The sequence below is a fragment of the Ruegeria sp. C8 genome, from assembly GCF_056537565.1.
Map to the genome: position 1 here is coordinate 54,653 of NZ_JBQFRV010000005.1, position 18,486 is coordinate 73,138.

Annotated in this window: 15 protein-coding genes; 12 read left to right on the forward strand and 3 right to left on the reverse strand. The window is 54.1% G+C overall.

The genetic code is table 11. The features are described 5' to 3' along the window. Positions 1–315 precede the first annotated feature (315 nt). The 3 genes from ACR0KL_RS08575 (at position 316) to aspT (ending at position 6,469) form a co-directional block, all read left to right on the forward strand. Entirely contained in the window at positions 316–3,876 is a 3,561-nt protein-coding gene (locus ACR0KL_RS08575; protein ID WP_480776878.1) for a hypothetical protein, read from the forward strand. A 232-nt stretch (positions 3,877–4,108) separates the two neighbouring features. Beyond that, positions 4,109–4,615 (forward strand): hypothetical protein, encoded by a 507-nt coding sequence (locus ACR0KL_RS08580; RefSeq protein ID WP_480776879.1) that lies wholly within the window; start codon positions 4,109–4,111, stop codon positions 4,613–4,615. Between the two features lie 153 nt (positions 4,616–4,768). After that, positions 4,769–6,469 (forward strand): aspartate-alanine antiporter, encoded by a 1,701-nt coding sequence (aspT, locus tag ACR0KL_RS08585; RefSeq protein WP_170638020.1) that lies wholly within the window; start codon positions 4,769–4,771, stop codon positions 6,467–6,469. Positions 6,470–6,568: 99 nt separating this feature from the next. On the opposite strand, the gene ACR0KL_RS08590 is transcribed toward aspT, so the two are convergent. The 3 genes from ACR0KL_RS08590 to ACR0KL_RS08600 form a co-directional block, all read right to left on the reverse strand. Beyond that, positions 6,569–8,200, reverse strand: a complete 1,632-nt coding sequence (locus tag ACR0KL_RS08590) for a bifunctional aspartate transaminase/aspartate 4-decarboxylase (protein WP_480776880.1) — start codon at positions 8,198–8,200, stop codon at positions 6,569–6,571. A 520-nt stretch (positions 8,201–8,720) separates the two neighbouring features. Next, positions 8,721–9,416 (reverse strand): GntR family transcriptional regulator, encoded by a 696-nt coding sequence (locus tag ACR0KL_RS08595; RefSeq protein WP_480554833.1) that lies wholly within the window; start codon positions 9,414–9,416, stop codon positions 8,721–8,723. A gap of 44 nt (positions 9,417–9,460) precedes the next feature. Further along, positions 9,461–10,207 (reverse strand): maleate cis-trans isomerase family protein, encoded by a 747-nt coding sequence (locus ACR0KL_RS08600; RefSeq protein WP_480776881.1) that lies wholly within the window; start codon positions 10,205–10,207, stop codon positions 9,461–9,463. Positions 10,208–10,358: 151 nt separating this feature from the next. Between ACR0KL_RS08600 and dctP the strand changes: the two genes are divergently transcribed. The 9 genes from dctP to ACR0KL_RS08645 all read left to right on the forward strand — a co-directional run bounded on the left by dctP (position 10,359) and on the right by ACR0KL_RS08645 (position 18,485). Then, positions 10,359–11,363, forward strand: coding sequence for a TRAP transporter substrate-binding protein DctP (dctP, locus tag ACR0KL_RS08605; RefSeq protein WP_170678183.1), 1,005 nt, complete (start codon positions 10,359–10,361; stop codon positions 11,361–11,363). A 64-nt stretch (positions 11,364–11,427) separates the two neighbouring features. Beyond that, positions 11,428–12,039, forward strand: a complete 612-nt coding sequence (locus tag ACR0KL_RS08610) for a TRAP transporter small permease (protein ID WP_170678181.1) — start codon at positions 11,428–11,430, stop codon at positions 12,037–12,039. Between the two features lies 1 nt (position 12,040). Then, positions 12,041–13,336, forward strand: coding sequence for a TRAP transporter large permease (locus ACR0KL_RS08615; protein WP_480776882.1), 1,296 nt, complete (start codon positions 12,041–12,043; stop codon positions 13,334–13,336). A gap of 152 nt (positions 13,337–13,488) precedes the next feature. Beyond that, entirely contained in the window at positions 13,489–14,643 is a 1,155-nt protein-coding gene (locus ACR0KL_RS08620; protein WP_170678177.1) for a M24 family metallopeptidase, read from the forward strand. Positions 14,644–14,773: 130 nt separating this feature from the next. After that, complete coding sequence (locus ACR0KL_RS08625) at positions 14,774–14,977, forward strand: hypothetical protein (protein ID WP_170678175.1); 204 nt, start codon at positions 14,774–14,776, stop codon at positions 14,975–14,977. A gap of 4 nt (positions 14,978–14,981) precedes the next feature. Then, positions 14,982–16,388 carry an amidase gene (locus tag ACR0KL_RS08630; protein WP_480776883.1) on the forward strand — a complete coding sequence of 469 codons (1,407 nt, stop codon included), beginning with the start codon at positions 14,982–14,984 and terminating at the stop codon, positions 16,386–16,388. A 2-nt stretch (positions 16,389–16,390) separates the two neighbouring features. Next, positions 16,391–17,200: a PhzF family phenazine biosynthesis protein gene (locus tag ACR0KL_RS08635; RefSeq protein ID WP_170678171.1), complete on the forward strand. Its 810-nt coding sequence runs from the start codon at positions 16,391–16,393 to the stop codon at positions 17,198–17,200. A gap of 198 nt (positions 17,201–17,398) precedes the next feature. After that, positions 17,399–17,719, forward strand: coding sequence for a hypothetical protein (locus ACR0KL_RS08640; RefSeq protein ID WP_480776884.1), 321 nt, complete (start codon positions 17,399–17,401; stop codon positions 17,717–17,719). A gap of 49 nt (positions 17,720–17,768) precedes the next feature. Beyond that, a complete protein-coding gene (locus ACR0KL_RS08645; protein WP_480723673.1) occupies positions 17,769–18,485 on the forward strand; it encodes a HupE/UreJ family protein in 717 nt (238 codons plus the stop codon). The last annotated feature ends 1 nt before the right edge of the window (position 18,486 follow it).

The following is an 18,486-nucleotide window of genomic DNA, read 5'->3' on the forward strand; positions in this document are numbered from 1 at the left end:
TGCAAAGCGTCCTTTTTGGCGCAATTCCCAAGTGAAATCAGCAGAAGTTCATATTTAAATCGGAGGCTTGTTTCAGCTATGCCTAGTCACTTTCAATTTGTTTTCGGTCGTGTCACTCAGAAGGGAAACGGCCAACCCGTACACGGACTACTGGTTAATATTCGCGCCGTTTTTGGCGACGTCTGGCACAAGCGAGATGACTGTAAGATCGACTTGGGGTGTGTATTGACGGCCGCTGATGGCCGATTTGTGCTCACAGTAGATCCGTCAAAAATCCCTGAGGATTGTAAATGCGAAGGCCCCATGGAACTTCGGATGAAGCTGCGCGATCGCGATGGAAAGCGCATTCACAAGGCCCGGCTCAAGGTAGAAGACTGTTCCTGCAGCGAAGGCATCAATTTCGACGTTGCCGTTCCGGCAGAAGAACTCATCTGCCACCTGAACCGCCCGTTAAGCTGGGTCGTACCCGACAAGCCATTTTTACCGGACAGTATCTTGGATGACATAGAGGAAGCACTTGAGCTTGCCGATGCCGGACGGCTGCAGCGAAAGCGCGTGGACCTCTCTGAGTGCGTTCGACCTACGCTTGCGATCTTCGGTAATGCGCTTGATGACGCATGGCACGTTATGAACGGAAATATTGCTGCCAAGGGGCGATTTGTGGATGTGTTAAATGCCCTTTGCGCCACGTCGTCAATGGGTTGCAGCTGTAACGGCGCGTCCGGCGAGGACGCTGGAACCGTGTTGCAGGATATTTTTGACGAAGATTGCAACAACGACGACTGCAAACCGGTCAAATCCAAACATAAGTCGGCCTGCTGCTCCGACCCTGTCTGTCCGACGGGAAAATCCCTGATCGCCGACGAAGACATGAGCCTGATGGTATTCGCTGCGATGCATGTGTCCTGCGGTCACCGTCCAACAATGGTCAAGTATGTCGGTGCGTTGTTGGAGCAACTATGTCGTTTCCAAGTGTTAACCGCGCTACACCAAGCAGCCGTCAACCTGATCTGCAAAAAGCCTCATTCAGAGCGGCACTTTATTGATTTGTTAGAATACGTGCTGTGTATCTGCACTGGTCAGGTCCACTGCGGTCAGGTGCCTTGCTGCCACCTCTGTGTCCGTCAGCCCATTTTGGATTGCATCACAGATGCCTATCGGAACTGGTGCGGTATCGACTGCTACACCGTGACCGAGATCAACCCCGAGCGTGCTTGCCCTGGTGATACTGTCGCTATTTGCGGATGCGGCTTTGGCGAAACAGCTGGGAAAGTGCAGTTCACTCAGCATGGAACGATGAATCCCGGCCCAATCGTGGAGCCGACCTCATGGTCGGGCAAACGCATCTGCGTGGTGGTGCCCACCAGTGCGGGGTGCGGATTGACGATCATCCCGCCTGCTCAGACCATCAACGTCTGTGATCGTTTTCTGGACTACCGCATAAGCGGAAAGATGTTGGCTGAGTTCGAAGGAACAAGCGCTGATATCCTCAAGTTCATCGTCAAAGGGCATCAAAATGACGACTGTCTGTTGCCTGGCGAGGTCCTCAAAATCCGCTGGAAAGTCTGTGCCGCAGACACCGTGACAGTTCGCATCGTGAACACCGAAACCGGTGCTGTCATTGCAAAGATTGCACCGGCTCCCGATCTGGGGCGTTGGGACTTTGATCAAACCGATTTCAATCAGACGACAAAGGTACGTGTCGAAATCGTCGCGACCGGGCAATGCAAACCATCTACCGTCAGTCAGGGTCTGGACCTCGTTTTCCAGAACCCGCCGGACCTGACCATCGACGGGATAGAGGTGACTCAGGCGATCCAGTATTACCGTGCCGCCCAGCATCTGACCGATCCTGCCGATCGGGGCCCAGACAACTCGTTGCAACTGGTGGCCAATAAATCGGCTTGGGTTCGGACATATTTGCGCAGCGGGCAGGATCCGAGTTTCGACAACGGACAGCTCGGCAATGTCGGCGGCACACTTCAAGTGGAACGCCGGGTTGGCGGAGTTTGGTCCACGGTGACCAATATCCCTCCGTTCAACGCCCCGATGACAGCCCAGGACAGTTTCTCCAGCTATGACGCAGAGCGCCGCGATATCGATGCGACTCTGAACTTCATCATCCCGGCAAATGTTATGACAGGGCTATTGCGTCTTTCGATCACCGTCTCTTCGCCGGATGATTGCTATGGCGGTAGTGACGCAGCCCAACAGCTTGTCGATGTCGACCTTGAGCAAGAGTTGCGCGTTGCAGCCGTCACGATCGGCTATCAAGGCCCACCAATGGGTGGTGGAGCGAATATTGCGTTGCCAGCCCCTAACGCAGCACAGGTGGCCGCTGACACAAGTTTTGCGCTTCGGGTCTTCCCCGTGGGCAGTACGCCTAACGTGCGGATCATCGACAGTCAGACCACAACACAGGGGCTGACAAACAATATGTTCCCGGCGGGCGGATGCGATCCCAACTGGACACCAATCCTGAATTTCGTGGCCAATGCGCGCACGAATGACGGCAATCAGGGCGACTGGCTTTACTATGGTCTGGTGAATGCGGCGATCCCGCGTTCGCATGGCAACACAGGATGCGCCAGCGGCGGCAACGGTGCTGGCCTGTCCAACAATCCGGTCACGCTCGCGCATGAATTGGGCCATCAGGCGGGCCTGCCGCATGCCCCATGCGGAGCGGTTGGCACACCGAACGCGAGCTATCCGCTGTACGAACCCTACGATACCGGCATGACAACAACCAATTCCAGCGGCAATACAGTCTATTCGGATGCGAGCATCGGCGAATACGGTCTCGACACAAATGACGGGACCATACACCGACCGGCCAACAGCGAGGATCTGATGGGCTATTGCGGCCCGCGTTGGGTTTCGATCTTTACGCACAACTACATGCTGAACCGCGCCGAATTTGACCCGGTTGCACTGGCAACGGGCGTCTCTGGCGGCAATGCGACAGGGGCAGGTGACATGGAAGTCGACCGGCAAGACCAGATACGTCCATTCGTGACGATTGTCGGAGCGGTTGACAAAGACATGCAAGCATCAGTCGCAAGCCTCGTGCGGGTTCCAACGCGGCCCCTACGGATGTCTGGCGCGCGCACTGATCTTGTTATTCAATTGATCGGCGACAACAACGAGGTGATTTCATCCGCGCCGGTTTTCACAATGGATACGCACGACGCCAATGGTGATGACTGCGGTTGCGGCGGAGGCGGCAAAAAGGATCCGGCTGAACCGCCCTACAACTTCATTGCAGCAATGGGTGATGTCGACCTCGGAACCGCAATTCGAATTTGCCAGGGTGATACGACGCTATGGGAACGCAAACGGCCGGCGCGGTCCATTCAAGTAGCATCGGCCGAAGCCAGTATTGGCAAATCTGGTATAAAGGTTTCCTGGAAAACGAATGGAGCCAAACGAGGTTATGCCCCTGATGTCTGGCTGCAATGGTCCGCTGATGGCGAACGCTGGAACGGCCTGACCGTTGGCGTGACGGGTAACTCTGTTGAGATCGACCCAGCCGTCATCCCAGCCGACAAAGTCAGGATCAGGGTACTCGCGCATGACGGCTATTCCACCGCGACGGCCGACACCAAGCCAGTTAAACTACCCGTGGCGCCGCCCGAGCTTGCTATCATTCATCCCTTGGAGGGTCAGGTGGTGCGCGCAGACAGACCGCTACACCTCTGGGGCACATTCACAGGGCGAACAACAGTAAAACCTGTTGAATGGTATCTGGACGGTAAAAAGGTCGCGAAAGATCTGGATGCCTGGGTCGATGCATCCAAACCCGGTGAGCATGTGGCAGAACTGCGCGCAAAAGGTGCGAACCGGGTAGCCGTCAAGTTTTCTACAAGTGCCCGCTAGTTGACCACCTTTGATGCGCTGCAGAACACAACGTTCCAATGATCGCATCCAGGGCTGACGCCTGAAGTCCGGCGCGCGTAAGAAGTGATTGCAGAGTCCACATGGCAAGAGGCAATACGCGCAGTGTGCTGAGGACTGAGAAAAGCGACAAAGACCTAACTTAAGAGTGTCTCATCAAAATCTGCACATCTTGGGCAGGGGAAATGCGCATTCGCCAGTCACATCTGGCGGCATGAAACGTTTGACCGCAGATAACTTGGCATGGTGCGCCTTCGCGACCGCCTCCGCAATATTGGCAGCGCAGCCTTTGCAATGGCTTGCACAAAGCTGGCTTGGCCCGGCTTACGGGTCGCACGGATACATCTATGTTCTGCTGATTTTTGGTTTGGCCGGCATGAGCCTTCTGAGCGGCCGTTCGAATGTAGCGGGCTATCAAATACCAACGATTGCCTTGTTGTTACTGGCAGCTTTGATCCGATTTTTAGGACAGGTTTTGTCGGTCAATATCCTCAGTGCTTTCGCGCTTTCATTGGATGTTTTCGCGCTGGTTGGGGTCTTGCAGCTGCATCGGCGCCCCTTCGCGCTTTCGCCATTCTGGATGGCCACTCTGTTTTTGTTTTCCTTACCAGCCGAGATGGTCTTGCAGCGCACGCTTGGCTTCTCCATCGAAATGGCAAAGGCTATTCCCCGAAAGGCAAAGAGTGAATGGCGTGACCTACATTCTGAAAGTTGTTTTTAGATTTCAAGTTCACCCGGACACTAATAGAAATTGATCGGAATGGTTTCATAGAGTCCGCACGTGATCGATTGTCTAAATTTTTTTGTTTTCAATACAGTAAGGCGCTGTATCTTGAGGCTAACGGACCAGCGTTAGCACCCGGGAGATTTCACAATGGAATTGATTACAGAACAGCTTCGCGCCTTCCCGATCATGGCATTGTTTCTTTGTCTGGGTCTTGGATACGGCGTCGGAAAGTTTCGGGTCGGCAAGTTCGAATTGGGGGGCATCGCTGGCACTTTGTTGGTGGCCGTCTTCATTGGCCAGATCGGTGGGATCAACCTTAGTACCGATGTTCAGAATGTATTCTTTTCCCTCTTCATATTCATGGTCGGTTACAATGGGGGGCCTCAGTTTTTTGCGGCCTTGAACCGAACTGCGCTGACCAAGCTACTGGCCGCGTTTATGATGACCCTCTGGGGGTTGTTTTTTGTTATCGTTGTTGCTCGATTGGCGGGCTTGGACAAAGGGCTGGCCGCGGGGCTGGCCGCTGGCGGCCTGACACAATCTGCAATCATTGGCACCGCTGGAAACGCCATAGATCTGCTTGGGCTCGCCGCTGATGAGGCGGAAAAACTGAAAACCAACATCGCCGTAGGATACTCGGTTACTTACATCTTCGGCTCAATCGGCCCGATATTGGCAGTTAGCATCATTCCCATCATCATGCGTGTCGATCTGCGGCAAGAAGCGATTAAGTTGGCTCAGAAACTCGGCGGCGGTGGTCCCAAACTAGAGGAAGGTGAGTTCCTTCCCATGAATCGGTTTGACGCCCGCGCCTATCAAGTAAATGCCGATGCAAGCATTGCCGGAAAGTCCGTCAAGGACATCGAAAGCGGCTATGATGGCGATCTGATCGTAGAACGATTGCTCCACGATGGCGCTCCTGTAGATCCGACCCCCGAAACGATAGTCAATGCCGGAGACACGGTGGTCGTCTCCGGCCTCGTCGCGACTTTGACCCAGTTCGAGGGGAGCGCCAGTGGTGAAATCGGAGAGTATCCTCCTGAACTGACTGTTGTGGAGGAACGTCGCAACGTCGTGGTCACCAACCGCAAACTGACCGGTAAAACCTTGGCAGAACTGCGCGAGGCTCTGACGGCGGATCAAAGGCGCGGTGTTCATATCTCAAAGATCACTCGCATGGGCCATGATGTTCCCGTCCTGCACAATACTGAGATCCACGCAGGTGACGAGATCAGTATTGTCGGCCACAAGGACGACCTGAATCGAGTTGCCAAAGTTGCGGGCTATGTGCCGCCTTCGGCCTCGGTCACCAATTTCATTGCGTTGGGGATTGGCGTGGCCATCGGCTATCTGATCGGAGAGATCAGTTTCGTCATCGCAGGAACGAAGGTGGCTTTGGGGTCCGGCCTCGGTTGCCTGGTTACAGGATTGATCATCGGCTATTTGCGCATCCGGCAACCCAAGATCGGCGGTATCAACCGTGGGGCCGCGAATTTCCTTCAGAGCTTTGGTTTAGCTGTGTTTGTTGGTGTTGTTGGCCTAAATGCTGGCAAACCTGCACTAGAGGCAATTCAGGAATATGGGATCATACTTCTGCTTTTGGGTGTTGTGGTTACATTGATGCCCATGATCGTGCAGTTCCCAATCAACTATTTCGCCCTACGCATTAAGAACCCGGTTGAGGCCTGTGCGGTTGTGACCGGATCACGCTCGGGCAATCCCGGTTTTGCGACACTATTAGAAAAAGCCGGGAACTCGACACCCACACCCGCCTTTACCATGACCTATGCCGTGGCCAATATCTTCCTGACACTCTGGGGGCCGTTGGTTGTGGCTTTTGTTCCGTAAGTCAGACCGCACAACAACCGGGACCCTAGCTTGGAAGCGTGAGATCAGCATGTGTGTCAACCACCACGCTGATCCGTTGCTCTACGCCGTTGCGAGATCTCAACCGTGCAAAGGCAGTCCTTTCGAGGCACGGTAGGCCTGCACGTAACCAGTGGCCACTGCGCGTACAGCTCTTCCAATCTGGCGGTAAGCACTATCATCCAAGTTGGCGAAGGATACCCGCGCCGACCAGTTCGGCGCGTCAAAGCCCGATCCATTCAGCAACACGATCCCGTGGTCCTGAGCCAGTTTGAAGGATATATCCAGCGGGTGGACATTCTCTTTGATCCACTCGACCACCTCTTCGCCCACGTATTTGCGAAGCCAGAATTCGAAGTCGATAATACCGTAGTATTTGTCGAACAGCGGATTATCCGGAACTTCGATGCCCATTCCATCGACCAACTCGTCAAAGCGATGCTTCAGAATACCCCAGCAGAATTTCTGATAGGCCTTCTCGTCGTCCATAAGCTCGACCAACGAAAACAAAGTCATCATCACTTGTTGTGGCAGCGATAGGCCAGCAGTGTGGTTCAGCGCAACATCGCGGCTGTCGGCGACGATCCGGTCGATGAACTTGAACGAGGATGGGTCAGGCGTCAGCGTTTCGTAGCGTGCGTTGACGACGGCTTTGGTTTCATCGGGAGCATCCGCTATCATCTTGTCGAAGATGTTATTCTCAGCCACCAAAATCGCGCCTAAACGCCACCCTGTGCAACCAAAATACTTGGAGTAGGAATAAACCCCGATAGTGTTCTCAGGTAGATGCCCCAAGATAGACTGAAAGTTTGGAACGAAGGTCCCATAAACATCGTCAGTCAAAATGATCAGGTCCGGGCGGCGGGTCTTTACGAACTCAACAAGCCGAGCCGAGACTTCGGGGCTGATAGCGACTGAAGACGGGTTGCCCGGGTTGACCAGAAAGAGTGCTTTGACTTTTGGGTCGGACAGAATTTCGAAATCTTCGTCGTTGAGTTGGAAGTGGTCCTCTTCTTTCGAAGATACATCCACTGTGTTCAGCCCGTAGTCTTCAAGGACCGGCATTTCCAGATAGGGCGTGAAAATCGGTGTACCCAACGCAATCGTGTCACCGGCATTCAGCAATCTCTGGTTCTTGAGCGCTTTGAAGATGTAACACATCGCTGCGGTTCCGCCCTCAACTGCATAGATATCAAACTTTGCATCCGGTCGGTGCCCCGCGCACATCGCCCACATAACGTATTCGTGGACGATCGCTTCGTTGTGTTCCATGCAACGGTCGGGCATTGGGTAATGGTCGCCGACGATACCATCGGTCAACTCGAGCACGAAATCGTCTGGCGTAAACCCAAATTTCTCAATCGCAAAATCAACGACCGCCACCAAAGTATCTGCACCAGGAGGGCCGTTTTCTTCAACCGATTTGGCGCAATACTTTTTTAACCGGTCATAGCATCCTGGCCCTTGCGGCATCCCAGCCAGACCGACCTCCGGCTCATTCCGATGGCGCTGAGCTTCTGTCATGGCGAACTGCCCCAAAAGGAAAAATGCCTCACGCGCTTTGGTGGCGATCCAGTTTGGGTTCCCTCGACCGGCATTTAGATATGGCAAAGCCATCTGCCGCGCCTCTTTTTGCGCCAACTTGATAAGTTCGTCTTTGATTTGGAAAGGACTTAGGTTTTCAAATTTATGCAGATTGAGCGATTCTGGCATGACTTCCAATCCTTGCGTTAAAACAGATGACGTAGCTCAGCGGATCGCATGCAAGGCAATGTGTCAATGAAAACAACGCTAGTTGTAGGGGTCAGTGCGCAACCGAGGATTGGGTGTCGTCATTAGAAGCTTTGGCTGCAACCTTTTTTGCAAGGTAGTCAGAGTGATAGAAATTGCGCTGAGGCTCTGAGCTGACATGCCGCGAGAAGTTGCAATGGCCGAATAGGGGGCGTCACAATCATTCTGCGTGCGTATGATAAACGCCGCTTTCTGAGGGTCTGTCGAGAAGCGTTGGGTAGCGTGCAACTCTACTGAAAGTCGCTTCACAAAACACCCGGGCTGTGAAGTTCTTGTTTACGTTGATGTCCAAGGTTTAATTCTAGGCGAACAGAAGCGTTTGCTCCTAATGGTTCGAAATCTAACCAGAATGCGGTTGTGCCAATGGGAAAGGCCAGGTGATCTGCCGAAACCAATTTTTCTGAAATTCTAAGAAAATTCCAACGAGCATTGAGCAATCGACTCAAAACTCACGTTCTTCTTGTCGCTTCAAAAGATGTGTCTCAATCAGTTGAAAAGCATATCCGATGTAGACTCTCTGCAGAAATCCGACAGCGGCGATGTCTTCACGCTCCAGTGCGTTGGCCAAATCAGAGGTCTCTCGCACCAATGAGTCGTAGGCAATTATGCCAACAATCTGTTCCATACGATGCCAGACGCTGGACGACTGGAAATATGCCTGGTTCCAGAATTCGCGCAGAGAGTGGTTTCCGATCAGAGATGTGATCAGGGTCTGTAGTCGTTGGTTCAGTTTTACGTATTCCTGAGAGTCCAGCTGCTCGCGCAACGCGACGGCTTTTTCATGGATCGAACGCGCTTCTTCGCGGTGAAATTTTGTGACAGTGATCGGCGACAAGGTTCCGATCAACTGTGCAAGCTCCATCCTCATTTCGTAAAGATGGCGGACACGTTCTGCTGAAAGCTCGATGACAACGGTGCCGACACCATTGCGCGTCTCTACTAATCCAAGATGCCCGATGCGCGCGATGGCATCTCTGACGGGGGTTCTGCTGACACCGAATTCTGTGGCAAGCGCAGCCTCTTTCAGTTGAGTGCCCGGAGGGTAGTGCGCGAAGCAGATGCGCTCCAAGATTTGTTCTTGGATCTCGTCTACGGTTGCCTTTGAGGGCGTCGCAATTCCTGAATCTGCGATAGTCACGTTTCTGATCCCTCTGGGTGCTCTTTGCTGTCTTAGACTACCAATCAGTAGTCTCTCAACAACCGACCGTACCCAGTAATTTGGTCATCAACACCCGCTTTACGCAAGACATCCCAGGCCATGGCTTGATTGGAACAAACTACGGGTTTGTTCAGGGCGTCTTCGAGTCGTTCAATGACTTCGAGTGACCGCAACGCACTGCAGCTAATAAACACGGCATCGGCCGTCCGAGAATCGACCGAATGGGCCAACTGTTCGATCACGTCCGGGCGCACACGGATCATGTCGCTGTCTTTTTCCAGATTCAGGCCGAGTATATCAGTGACATGGAACCCTTGATTTTCAAGATATTGTTTTTCTCTCAGATTCACTTCTTCCAAATAGGGTGTGCACACCGCTATCTTTTCTGCCGCAAGTGTTTTGAGAGCGCGAATGGCGGAGGTGATCAAAGAGGTCGCGATCGCGTTGGGTGCGCCTTTGCGCAGTTCGCGAAATACGTTTTCTTCTCCTAGGACCAAACTGCCGGACGTGCAGGCATAGCTGATCACATCCAGACTACCATCTGGCAACAGGGTTGACGCAGCGCGTGCCAGGTCAGCCCCGACTGCGGTCAGACTGTCAACTGTGATGCTGTCTGGAATGGCCACTCGGGTGAAATGTGCGCCGACGCCTTCTGGCATCAGTTTCATCATATCGTCTTCGATTGTCTGCTCGGTCGCGAGTAGGACGAAACCCATTTTTGCCCGTTTGTGGCGGCCCTCATCGAACATGGATCCTGGATCAATTCTCATAGCCTGCATGCACCTTAATCATTTTGTCGTGAAAATAGTGAGTAAAATTGATCATTGACATTAAGCTGTATACAGGACAACTGTCCCGCCAGCCTGATTGGGGTTCCTCAAACACAGGCCGAGATTCGATCAAAGGGAGGTACCTTCGCAAATGCAGGTGTCAAAATTTCTGAAAACTGGGGCTGTCGCGCTCGGCTTTGCCGGGTTCGCCGCGTCCAGTGTATCGGCTCAGGACATCATTCTGGGCCACGTCATGGATCAGGAACACATCTTCCACAAAGTATCCGAACAGTTCATCGAACGGCTGGACGAGCTTTCTGGTGGAACCATGTCGGTTTCTTATCACCCCGGTGGTGATCTAGGCGATTGGACATCGATCGTTGAGCAGGTCGCTCAAGGCGCTGTTCAGATGACAATGTCGTGGAACCATTCCGAACTTGATCCGCGCTGGGACGTGTCCGTTCTGGGCTATGTCGCAAACGACTGGGAGTCGGGCAAGGAAGTCTACGGTCCCGGTTCGACGATGAACGAAGTCTACAACGGCATCATGAACGACCTGGGCATGGAGTTGCTGGGTACGATTCCAACGGACTTCACGGGTTTCGTTGTGCGCAAAGGCGTTGACGTTCCCGTAAACTTCCCGGCCGATGCAGAAGGTTTCAAGATGCGCGTTCCGGGTATGCCCATGGCGATCGAGCGGTACAAAGCAACCGGCTTTTCGGCCGTTCCGATGGCATTCTCCGAGGTGCATACAGCATTGCAGACCGGCGCCATTGACGGTCGGGCTTACTCGCCGCCATCCGAAGTTCTGTTGTTCAAGGACGTGTTGAGCGCGTACGTCTTCACGCGCGAGAACTTTGAACACACCTTCTGGACTGCAAACAAAGCCTGGTTTGATGGCCTGACAGCGGAGCAGCAAGGCTGGGTGAAAGAGGCGGCCAACGAGGCTGTTACTTGGGCGTGGGAAAACGCCGAGTCCGAAAGCCCCAAGTGGTTCGAGCAGATCGAAGCGGCCGGGATTGAAGTCGTTGAACTGACCCCCGAGCAGCTGGATGCCTACCGCTCAAAGGTTGTCGCCGTCGAATACCCCTACATGGAGGAGATCATCGGCACAGAAGTGATGGGTGCCATCAAGCAGGCGGCCGGCGTGGAATAGCGCCACTTACGAACACGCGCAAAGCCCGCTTTGCGCGTGTTTCCTTTTGGGGATGGGAGGGAAAATGACGAAGGATATCTTGCATACGGACAGTCTGGACGATGTCCTGGTGCCATCGCCGATCATACCGGTGCCTGCGGCAGAGGATCGCGAACTGCCTGTCTATCGCGGCCTGGATGGCCTGTACTCGCTGGAATCCCAAGTTGCGTGGCTGATGCGAGTCATCATGTTTGTCGCAATGCTTGCCCTTGGCCTGGTCATGGCCGCGCAGGTGTTCATGCGATATGTCATTTCGTCTCCGTTTCTCGGTATCGAAGAGCTGGCACCGATGATGGCCTTGTGGATCTACTTCATCGGAATGGCGTATTGCTCCCGCGAGCGTGACCACATCGAAGGTGGTGTAATGTCGCTGATCTTTCGGAATCGAAAGACATTGCTTGCCTTCCGTTTGTTCGGGTCGATCCTCTGCCTGGTCGCACTAGTCGTTTTCGCCAAATACGCGTGGGACTTTGCGCAGTTCAACATCAACCTGAACCGTAAAAGCTCGTATATGAAATTTCCAAAGTACATGTGGGATTTCAGTATGGTCTTCGGCTTCGTGCTGATGGGTTTCTACATGCTGCTTCAGATCTTTCTCGAAGCCCGCGCCCTGAACACTGGCAAGGGAGGAGAATGACATGACGCTGTTCTTCGTTGCTATCGCAATCGTCATTGTCCTGCTGCTGATCGAAGTACCCGTCGGCTTTGCCTTCGGCATCGGTGCGCTTGTCTTTGGCACTTTACAGGGCACAGACATCTCGTTTCATGCCGGGTTCGGCTATTCGCAGGTCAGTGCCTTCTCGCTTCTTGCCATTCCGCTGTTTATCCTGTCGGGCACCCTGATGGGCGCTTCGGGGATATCCGAGCGACTCCTGGATTTCGTTAATTCCTTCGTCGGACGCACCAAGGGCGGGCTTGGCGCAGTTACTGTTGTGACTTGTGCGTTGTTTGGCGCGATTTCGGGATCGGCCTCTGCTGCGATTGCGGCCATCGGGAAAATCATGGTCCCGCGCATGATCAAGGAAGGGTATCCGCCGGGCCATGCAACTGCGCTAGTGGCTGTTTCTTCTGTTCTTGCGCTGATGATCCCACCCAGCATTCCAATGATTGTCTTCGCGATTGCGATCCGCGAGTCAGTGGCCAAGTGTTTTCTTGCAACCATGGGCCCCGGGATCCTGCTTGCCGCGACCTATTGCGCGTTGAACTTCTGGTTTCCGCGCAACAATACGACGATCACAGTTTCAGAGAAACTTTCTTTTTCCGGCACCGTGAAGGAAATCGGCCAAACCGGTAAACGTGCGAGCCTTGCGATTATCATGCCTGTGATCATTTTGGGTGGCATCTACAGCGGCATCGCCACTCCGACCGAAGCAGGGTCGATGGCGCTGGTTTATACTCTGGCCGTTGGTCTGTTGATCTACCGTACGCTGCCGTTCGACAAACTGTTTGCCTCAACAGTCGAAGCCGCACGTCTGACTGGCGCGATCCTGATGGTTCTGTTTTTCCTGTTCGTCATGAGCCGCGGTATGGTTTTGGCCAAGGTGCCGACACAGTTTGCCGATCTGTTGCTGACCATATCGGAAAACAAGATTGTCATCCTGTTGTTGATCAATCTGCTGTTGCTGATCATGGGCATGATCATCGACGACGTTTCGGGTGGAGTTCTGGCTGCGATTATCCTGCTGCCGGTAACGCAGAAGATTGGTTTGGATCCGATCCATTTCGCTGCCATTGTCGGTACAAACCTGGGATTGGGCAACATCTCTCCGCCCTGTGCACCGCTGCTTTACATGGCCGGGGGCGTCACACGACAACCCCTGTCAACCTATGTCGGCCCGACCTTGAAGTTCCTGCTGTTGGGTCACCTGCCAATGGTCTTCGTTGTTACCTTCGTGCCGCCGGTCGCTCTTTTCTTGCCGGGTCTCCTAAACTGAGGCGCGAAAACGCCGCCCGCGTGGAAGGCGGGCGGCGTTGAAATTGAAAATCGAAATGGCCGCCCATGCGACAATGACAGGACGGCCTGAAGTTCAACCCTGCCATCGGTTTTGGTGTCATGCCGTTGGCTTTTCTCGAAGGAAAAAGGCACATGCTTGAACACGCAAAACAAAGAACGACTGAGCTTCAGAGCCGCATGAAGGATGCAGGCATTCAAAAGGCAGTGTTTACGGATGAAAGCTCAATGGCCTATCTGGCAGGTTTCTGGGGTTACCTGGGGATCGAGTTCGGGCGCCCAACGATGTTGGTGGTGGACGCGGATGACTCGCCTGTCGTCATCACACCGCTGATGGAGTCGGAGATGGTCGGTGCGATGACATGGGTCGAAGACGTGCGCACCTGGGAAGATATCGGACAACGCACATGGGGCCGCGCGCTGGCCGGTGCTTTGGGCGAGAGCCCATCCGAGATCTGGGTTGAAAAGGGTTCGATCCCTGCAATTGTCCGCAATCATCTGGACGAGACTTATCCGGGTGTTCCTCTCAAGGATATCTCTCCGGTATTGGGCGCGATGCGGACCATCAAGTCACCTTTCGAAATAGAAGTGATGAAACAGGCTGGAGAGATCGCTGGTGCGATGATGCTTGCGGCGCACAATTCCTTGAAAGAAGGCGCACAGGAATACGAGAGCGCGCTGGCGGTAATTGATGCAGGTTCGCGCAAGGCGGCCACTTTCTTGACTGACAAAGGTTGGGACAGCTTCGTCTCCCCTATGATCCACAACCTGCAGATTGTTCAAAGCGGCAAGAATACCTCGATGGTGCATGGTCGTGCCGGTGTGAAAGCATATGAAAAGTTTGATCCCGTCTATTTCTGCTTCTGCAACATGGCGCAGTTCAAACAGTACAAGCTGGGCTTTGACCGTATGTTCCACATCGGTGAAGTGAAAGACCTGGACCGCGAGGTGCAGCAGGCTGCGATTGACGCACAGCAAGCCGCGATCCACGCGATCCGCCCGGGCGTTCTGGCCGAAGACGTCGCTGCAGCCGCCAACGAAGTCTATCAAGAGCGTGGTTTTGAAACCGGCTACCGTACCGGTCGATCCATCGGTGTTGCATATCTGGAAGCGCCGGAGCTCAAAGCCGGAGACAAGACAGTTCTGCAGCCGGGCATGACCTTTGCGGTCGACGGCGGCATTTCGGTCGATGGTGTCACTGCAGGTCGGATTGGTGACTCGGTGGTCGTGACGGAAACCGGGTTTGACTACATCACCAACTTTCCGCGTGAGATCCTGCTTAGTAAATAGGCCTACAGACGGTGGTATCGGTCAGGGCAGCAGATTGCTAAATGGTTGAACTATCGCAACTGTGACGCACGAGTGCGGCGCGCGTCTTGGCGCGCCGGAGGATTCATCGGAACCTGCGTGGATGGGTAACATGCAAAAACTGAAAAAAGAGACTCTGAAAGGTATCTGCAACCAGATGGCCTCACACGACTGGAGCGATGCGGAAATAGACGAACTTGTAGACCCGAAACTGGGCATCATTACCGGATTTCAGGAGTTGCTGGACGAGTTGGAGGTCCTTCGCAAGATCGACCTTGGCACAATACCTCCGGCCCTGACTGTTCAGAAGCGATAGACAGATGACAAATGAAATAGCATTTGACACTGTCCGCGGTCTGAAATCCAGGCTCGATGCCGGTGACATAACGCCAACTGAACTCGTCGCGGTTTTTGCCGAGCGGATTGCAAGGCACAATGACCGATCCAAAGCCTTTATCACCGTGACAGATAAATCTGCGCGCCAGGTGGCCGAAACCCTCACGCGCGACGATCTGGAGCGGTCGCGTTTTGCGGGTATTCCATACGCATCCAAAGATCTTTTCGACATCGAAGGTGTTCTGACATCAGCGGGATCGCGCGTGTTTCATGACAGAATTGCATCGGAGGACGCCTTTGTCATCGCCCGTACGCGAGAGGCAAACGCGCTGAGCCTGGGCAAGACCAATCTTCATGAGTTTGCTTACGGCGCAACCGGCGAGAATGAGGTCTATGGAACTTGCGTGAACGCCTATGACCCAAGCCGACTGGCCGGAGGATCATCCAGCGGATCAGCGGCAGCTGTGGCCTTCGGCTTGGTCCCTGCCAGCCTAGGTACGGACACTGGCGGATCGGTGCGTGCTCCAGCAGCGCTGAACGGGCTAGTCGGACTGAAGCCAACCATTGGCCGAGTGCCGACGACGGGTGTGGTGCCGTATTGCTGGACGTTAGACCATGTGGGCATCATGACTCGGGACGTCACAGATTGCGCTGATTTACTCGGGATCATTGCGGGCTACGATCCACGCGATCCGGGTTCGCAAAACCTAGCGGTCGAAGACTATGCCGCAGCGCTCGATGGCGATATCTCTGGGTCGCGCATCGGCATTCCCACAAATTTCTATTTCGAGCGAACTGATCCGGAAATCTTGACAGCATTGGAAGATGTCAAACGCTTTGTGACTGCGAAGGGCGCGGCCTTGGTCCCCGTGACCTTTCCGGATCTCGAATATAGCCGCGCCGTGTCTCTCGCCGTTCAGATGCCGGAAGCTCTGAGCGCGCATTCGGCCTATTTGCAAGACCGGGGTGAGCTTTATGGGCAGGACTTTCGCGCCGGATTGGCGCTGGGACAGACGCTCCTGGCGGAACACTACATTCGGGCCAAGCGCTTCGTAGAACTCTATCGGCAAGAGACCAACGCGTTGTTTGATGAGGTCGACCTGATCCTGACGCCGGCGACGCCGGAAATTGCGCAAAAGCTGGGAACTGTGAAGACAACCCGTGACGGTGTGGAAGAAGCAGTTGGCAATGCCATCACGCGCTTTACCACCTTCTTCAACATGTCCGGCCATCCTGCGCTGACGATGCCCTGTGCAATGCACTCGGAAGGATTGCCGATAGGGTTGCAGCTGGTTGGCAGGTATTTCGAAGAAAGCACAGTTCTTCGTGCCGCCTTTGCCATTGAAAACGACGGGGCGTTCACAATCCCGCGCCCGAATGTAGACGGCTAAGGATGAAACTTCGAACCTTTATTGTCGATGCTTTTTCCGACCGTACGCTTAGCGGAAACCCTGCTGGCGTTTGCCCACTGCATCAATGGCTGCCTGTACAGGTCATGCAATCCATCGCGAGTGAGCTGAACCAATCTGAAACGGTGTTTTTTGTTCCTCGCGCAATTGCGCGCAATCGCGCAGGGCATGCCGAATTCGACATACGTTGGTTCACCCCAACGCGCGAGGTGGATATGATCGGGCACGCGACCCTAGCGGCCGCTCACATCGTGTTTTCCAATCTCGAGGTCCGGTTGGAGGTGGTCACCTTCCATTCCAAGTCCGCCCGGATGACCGTTCGACGTGGGGAAAACGGATTGCGTCTGGATATGCCCGCACTTGTGCCAGAGGTGGTCGATGCCCCCACGGGTCTGATCGAAGCACTGGGGAAGAAGCCTTCAGCTTTATTGGCTGCAAAGCACTATCTGGCTGTTTTTGAGAGCGAAAATGATATTCTGAGCTGTGCTCCGGAATTTGCTGCTCTGGCAAAACTACCATTGCCCGCAGTGATCATATCGGCGCAAGGGACAGGGGAATTTGATTTCGTTTCACGGTTCTTTGCCCCGGCAAATGGTGTGCCAGAAGATTCCGTATCAGGCGTTTCACATTGCTGTTTGACGCCATACTGGTCTCGGAGACTGGAGAAAAAACATTTGTTGGCTCGTCAGCTTTCTGCGCGAGGCGGAGTCATTGCTTGTGAAGCGGATGGCAACCGCGTCATCCTTGAAGGCGTTGCTGTTACTTCGTTGGAGGGTTTTTTGTTCGCTCAATAGAGCGACTGCCAACCGACCCTGGGCGCCAAACGGACCGCAGAGGCTCTTAGGCACGTTTCTGCCGCGCTGATCGTGCTGGATGGCTTGCGACTTTTGGTGGTTTTGACATATAAGCCGAGATAACCTCTGGGGGGGATATAGAAAGGCCGCAGAGGCACTGACAACGTGAGAGCAGTTCAAAGATATACGCAGAATGCGATGGCAGCTTTACTCTGCCTGTCTTTGATCTTTTGGTCGCTTCAGCCAAACGTGGGCCATGCTCCGACAGTGATTGAAACCGTGCAGGAGCATTTGCAGATCATTGCAGAGCACGGGCATACCCATGGCTTTGAAGAAGATTTGTTGTGGGCGATGCACGGGCACAGTCATGATGGTGCAGATCACGACCACAGCCAAATGGTCATACCGGAACCGGAAAATGCGCTGTCACTAGCCTCGCTTTCTGATGACAGGGCGTTCGACCGAGCGCCGGACGGCCCAACCAAGAACTACGGTATAGACCGACCTCCGCGCGTGTGACGTCGCCCCATTCGGGGTTTTCGACATCACATAACAACGGAGAACATCCATGAATCTAATCTCACGGGGTCTGGACAGGCGCGCGACGCTCCTGCTGGCCCTCATTATAACCAATCTGGCACTGAGTACGTCTCAGGTACTGGCTCATAACGTCACGGAAGGCGATGCGGGCTATATCCAGGAAATTTGGGGCGTGAACATCATTCCCTTCATGTATCTTGGCGCCAAACACATGGTCACAGGCTACGATCACATCCTATTCCTGCTTGGCGTTGTGTTCTTTCTCTACCGAGCCAAAGATGTCGGCATCTATGTCAGCCTCTTTGCGATCGGTCACTCGACAACAATGCTGTTGGGCGTTTGGTTCGGCTGGGGCGTAAACGCATATATCGTCGACGCCATTATCGGCCTTTCGGTTGTCTACAAGGCGCTCGACAATCTTGGTGCGTTCCAGCGCTGGTTGGGGTTTCAGCCGAATACCAAAGTCGCGACGCTTATCTTTGGCCTGTTCCACGGCATGGGTCTGGCGACCAAAATCCTCGACTACGATATCGCTCCGGAAGGGCTTCTTGCCAATCTGTTGGCGTTCAACGTGGGTGTGGAACTTGGCCAGCTTACGGCCCTTGCGATCATCCTTATCGTTATGGGGTTCTGGCGCAAAAGCCCTTACTTCTTCCAGCAAGCTTACAGCGTAAACGTCATCATGATGACCCTCGGGTTCATTCTGATGGGCTATCAGATGACCGGCTATTTTGTTGCCGCGTAAC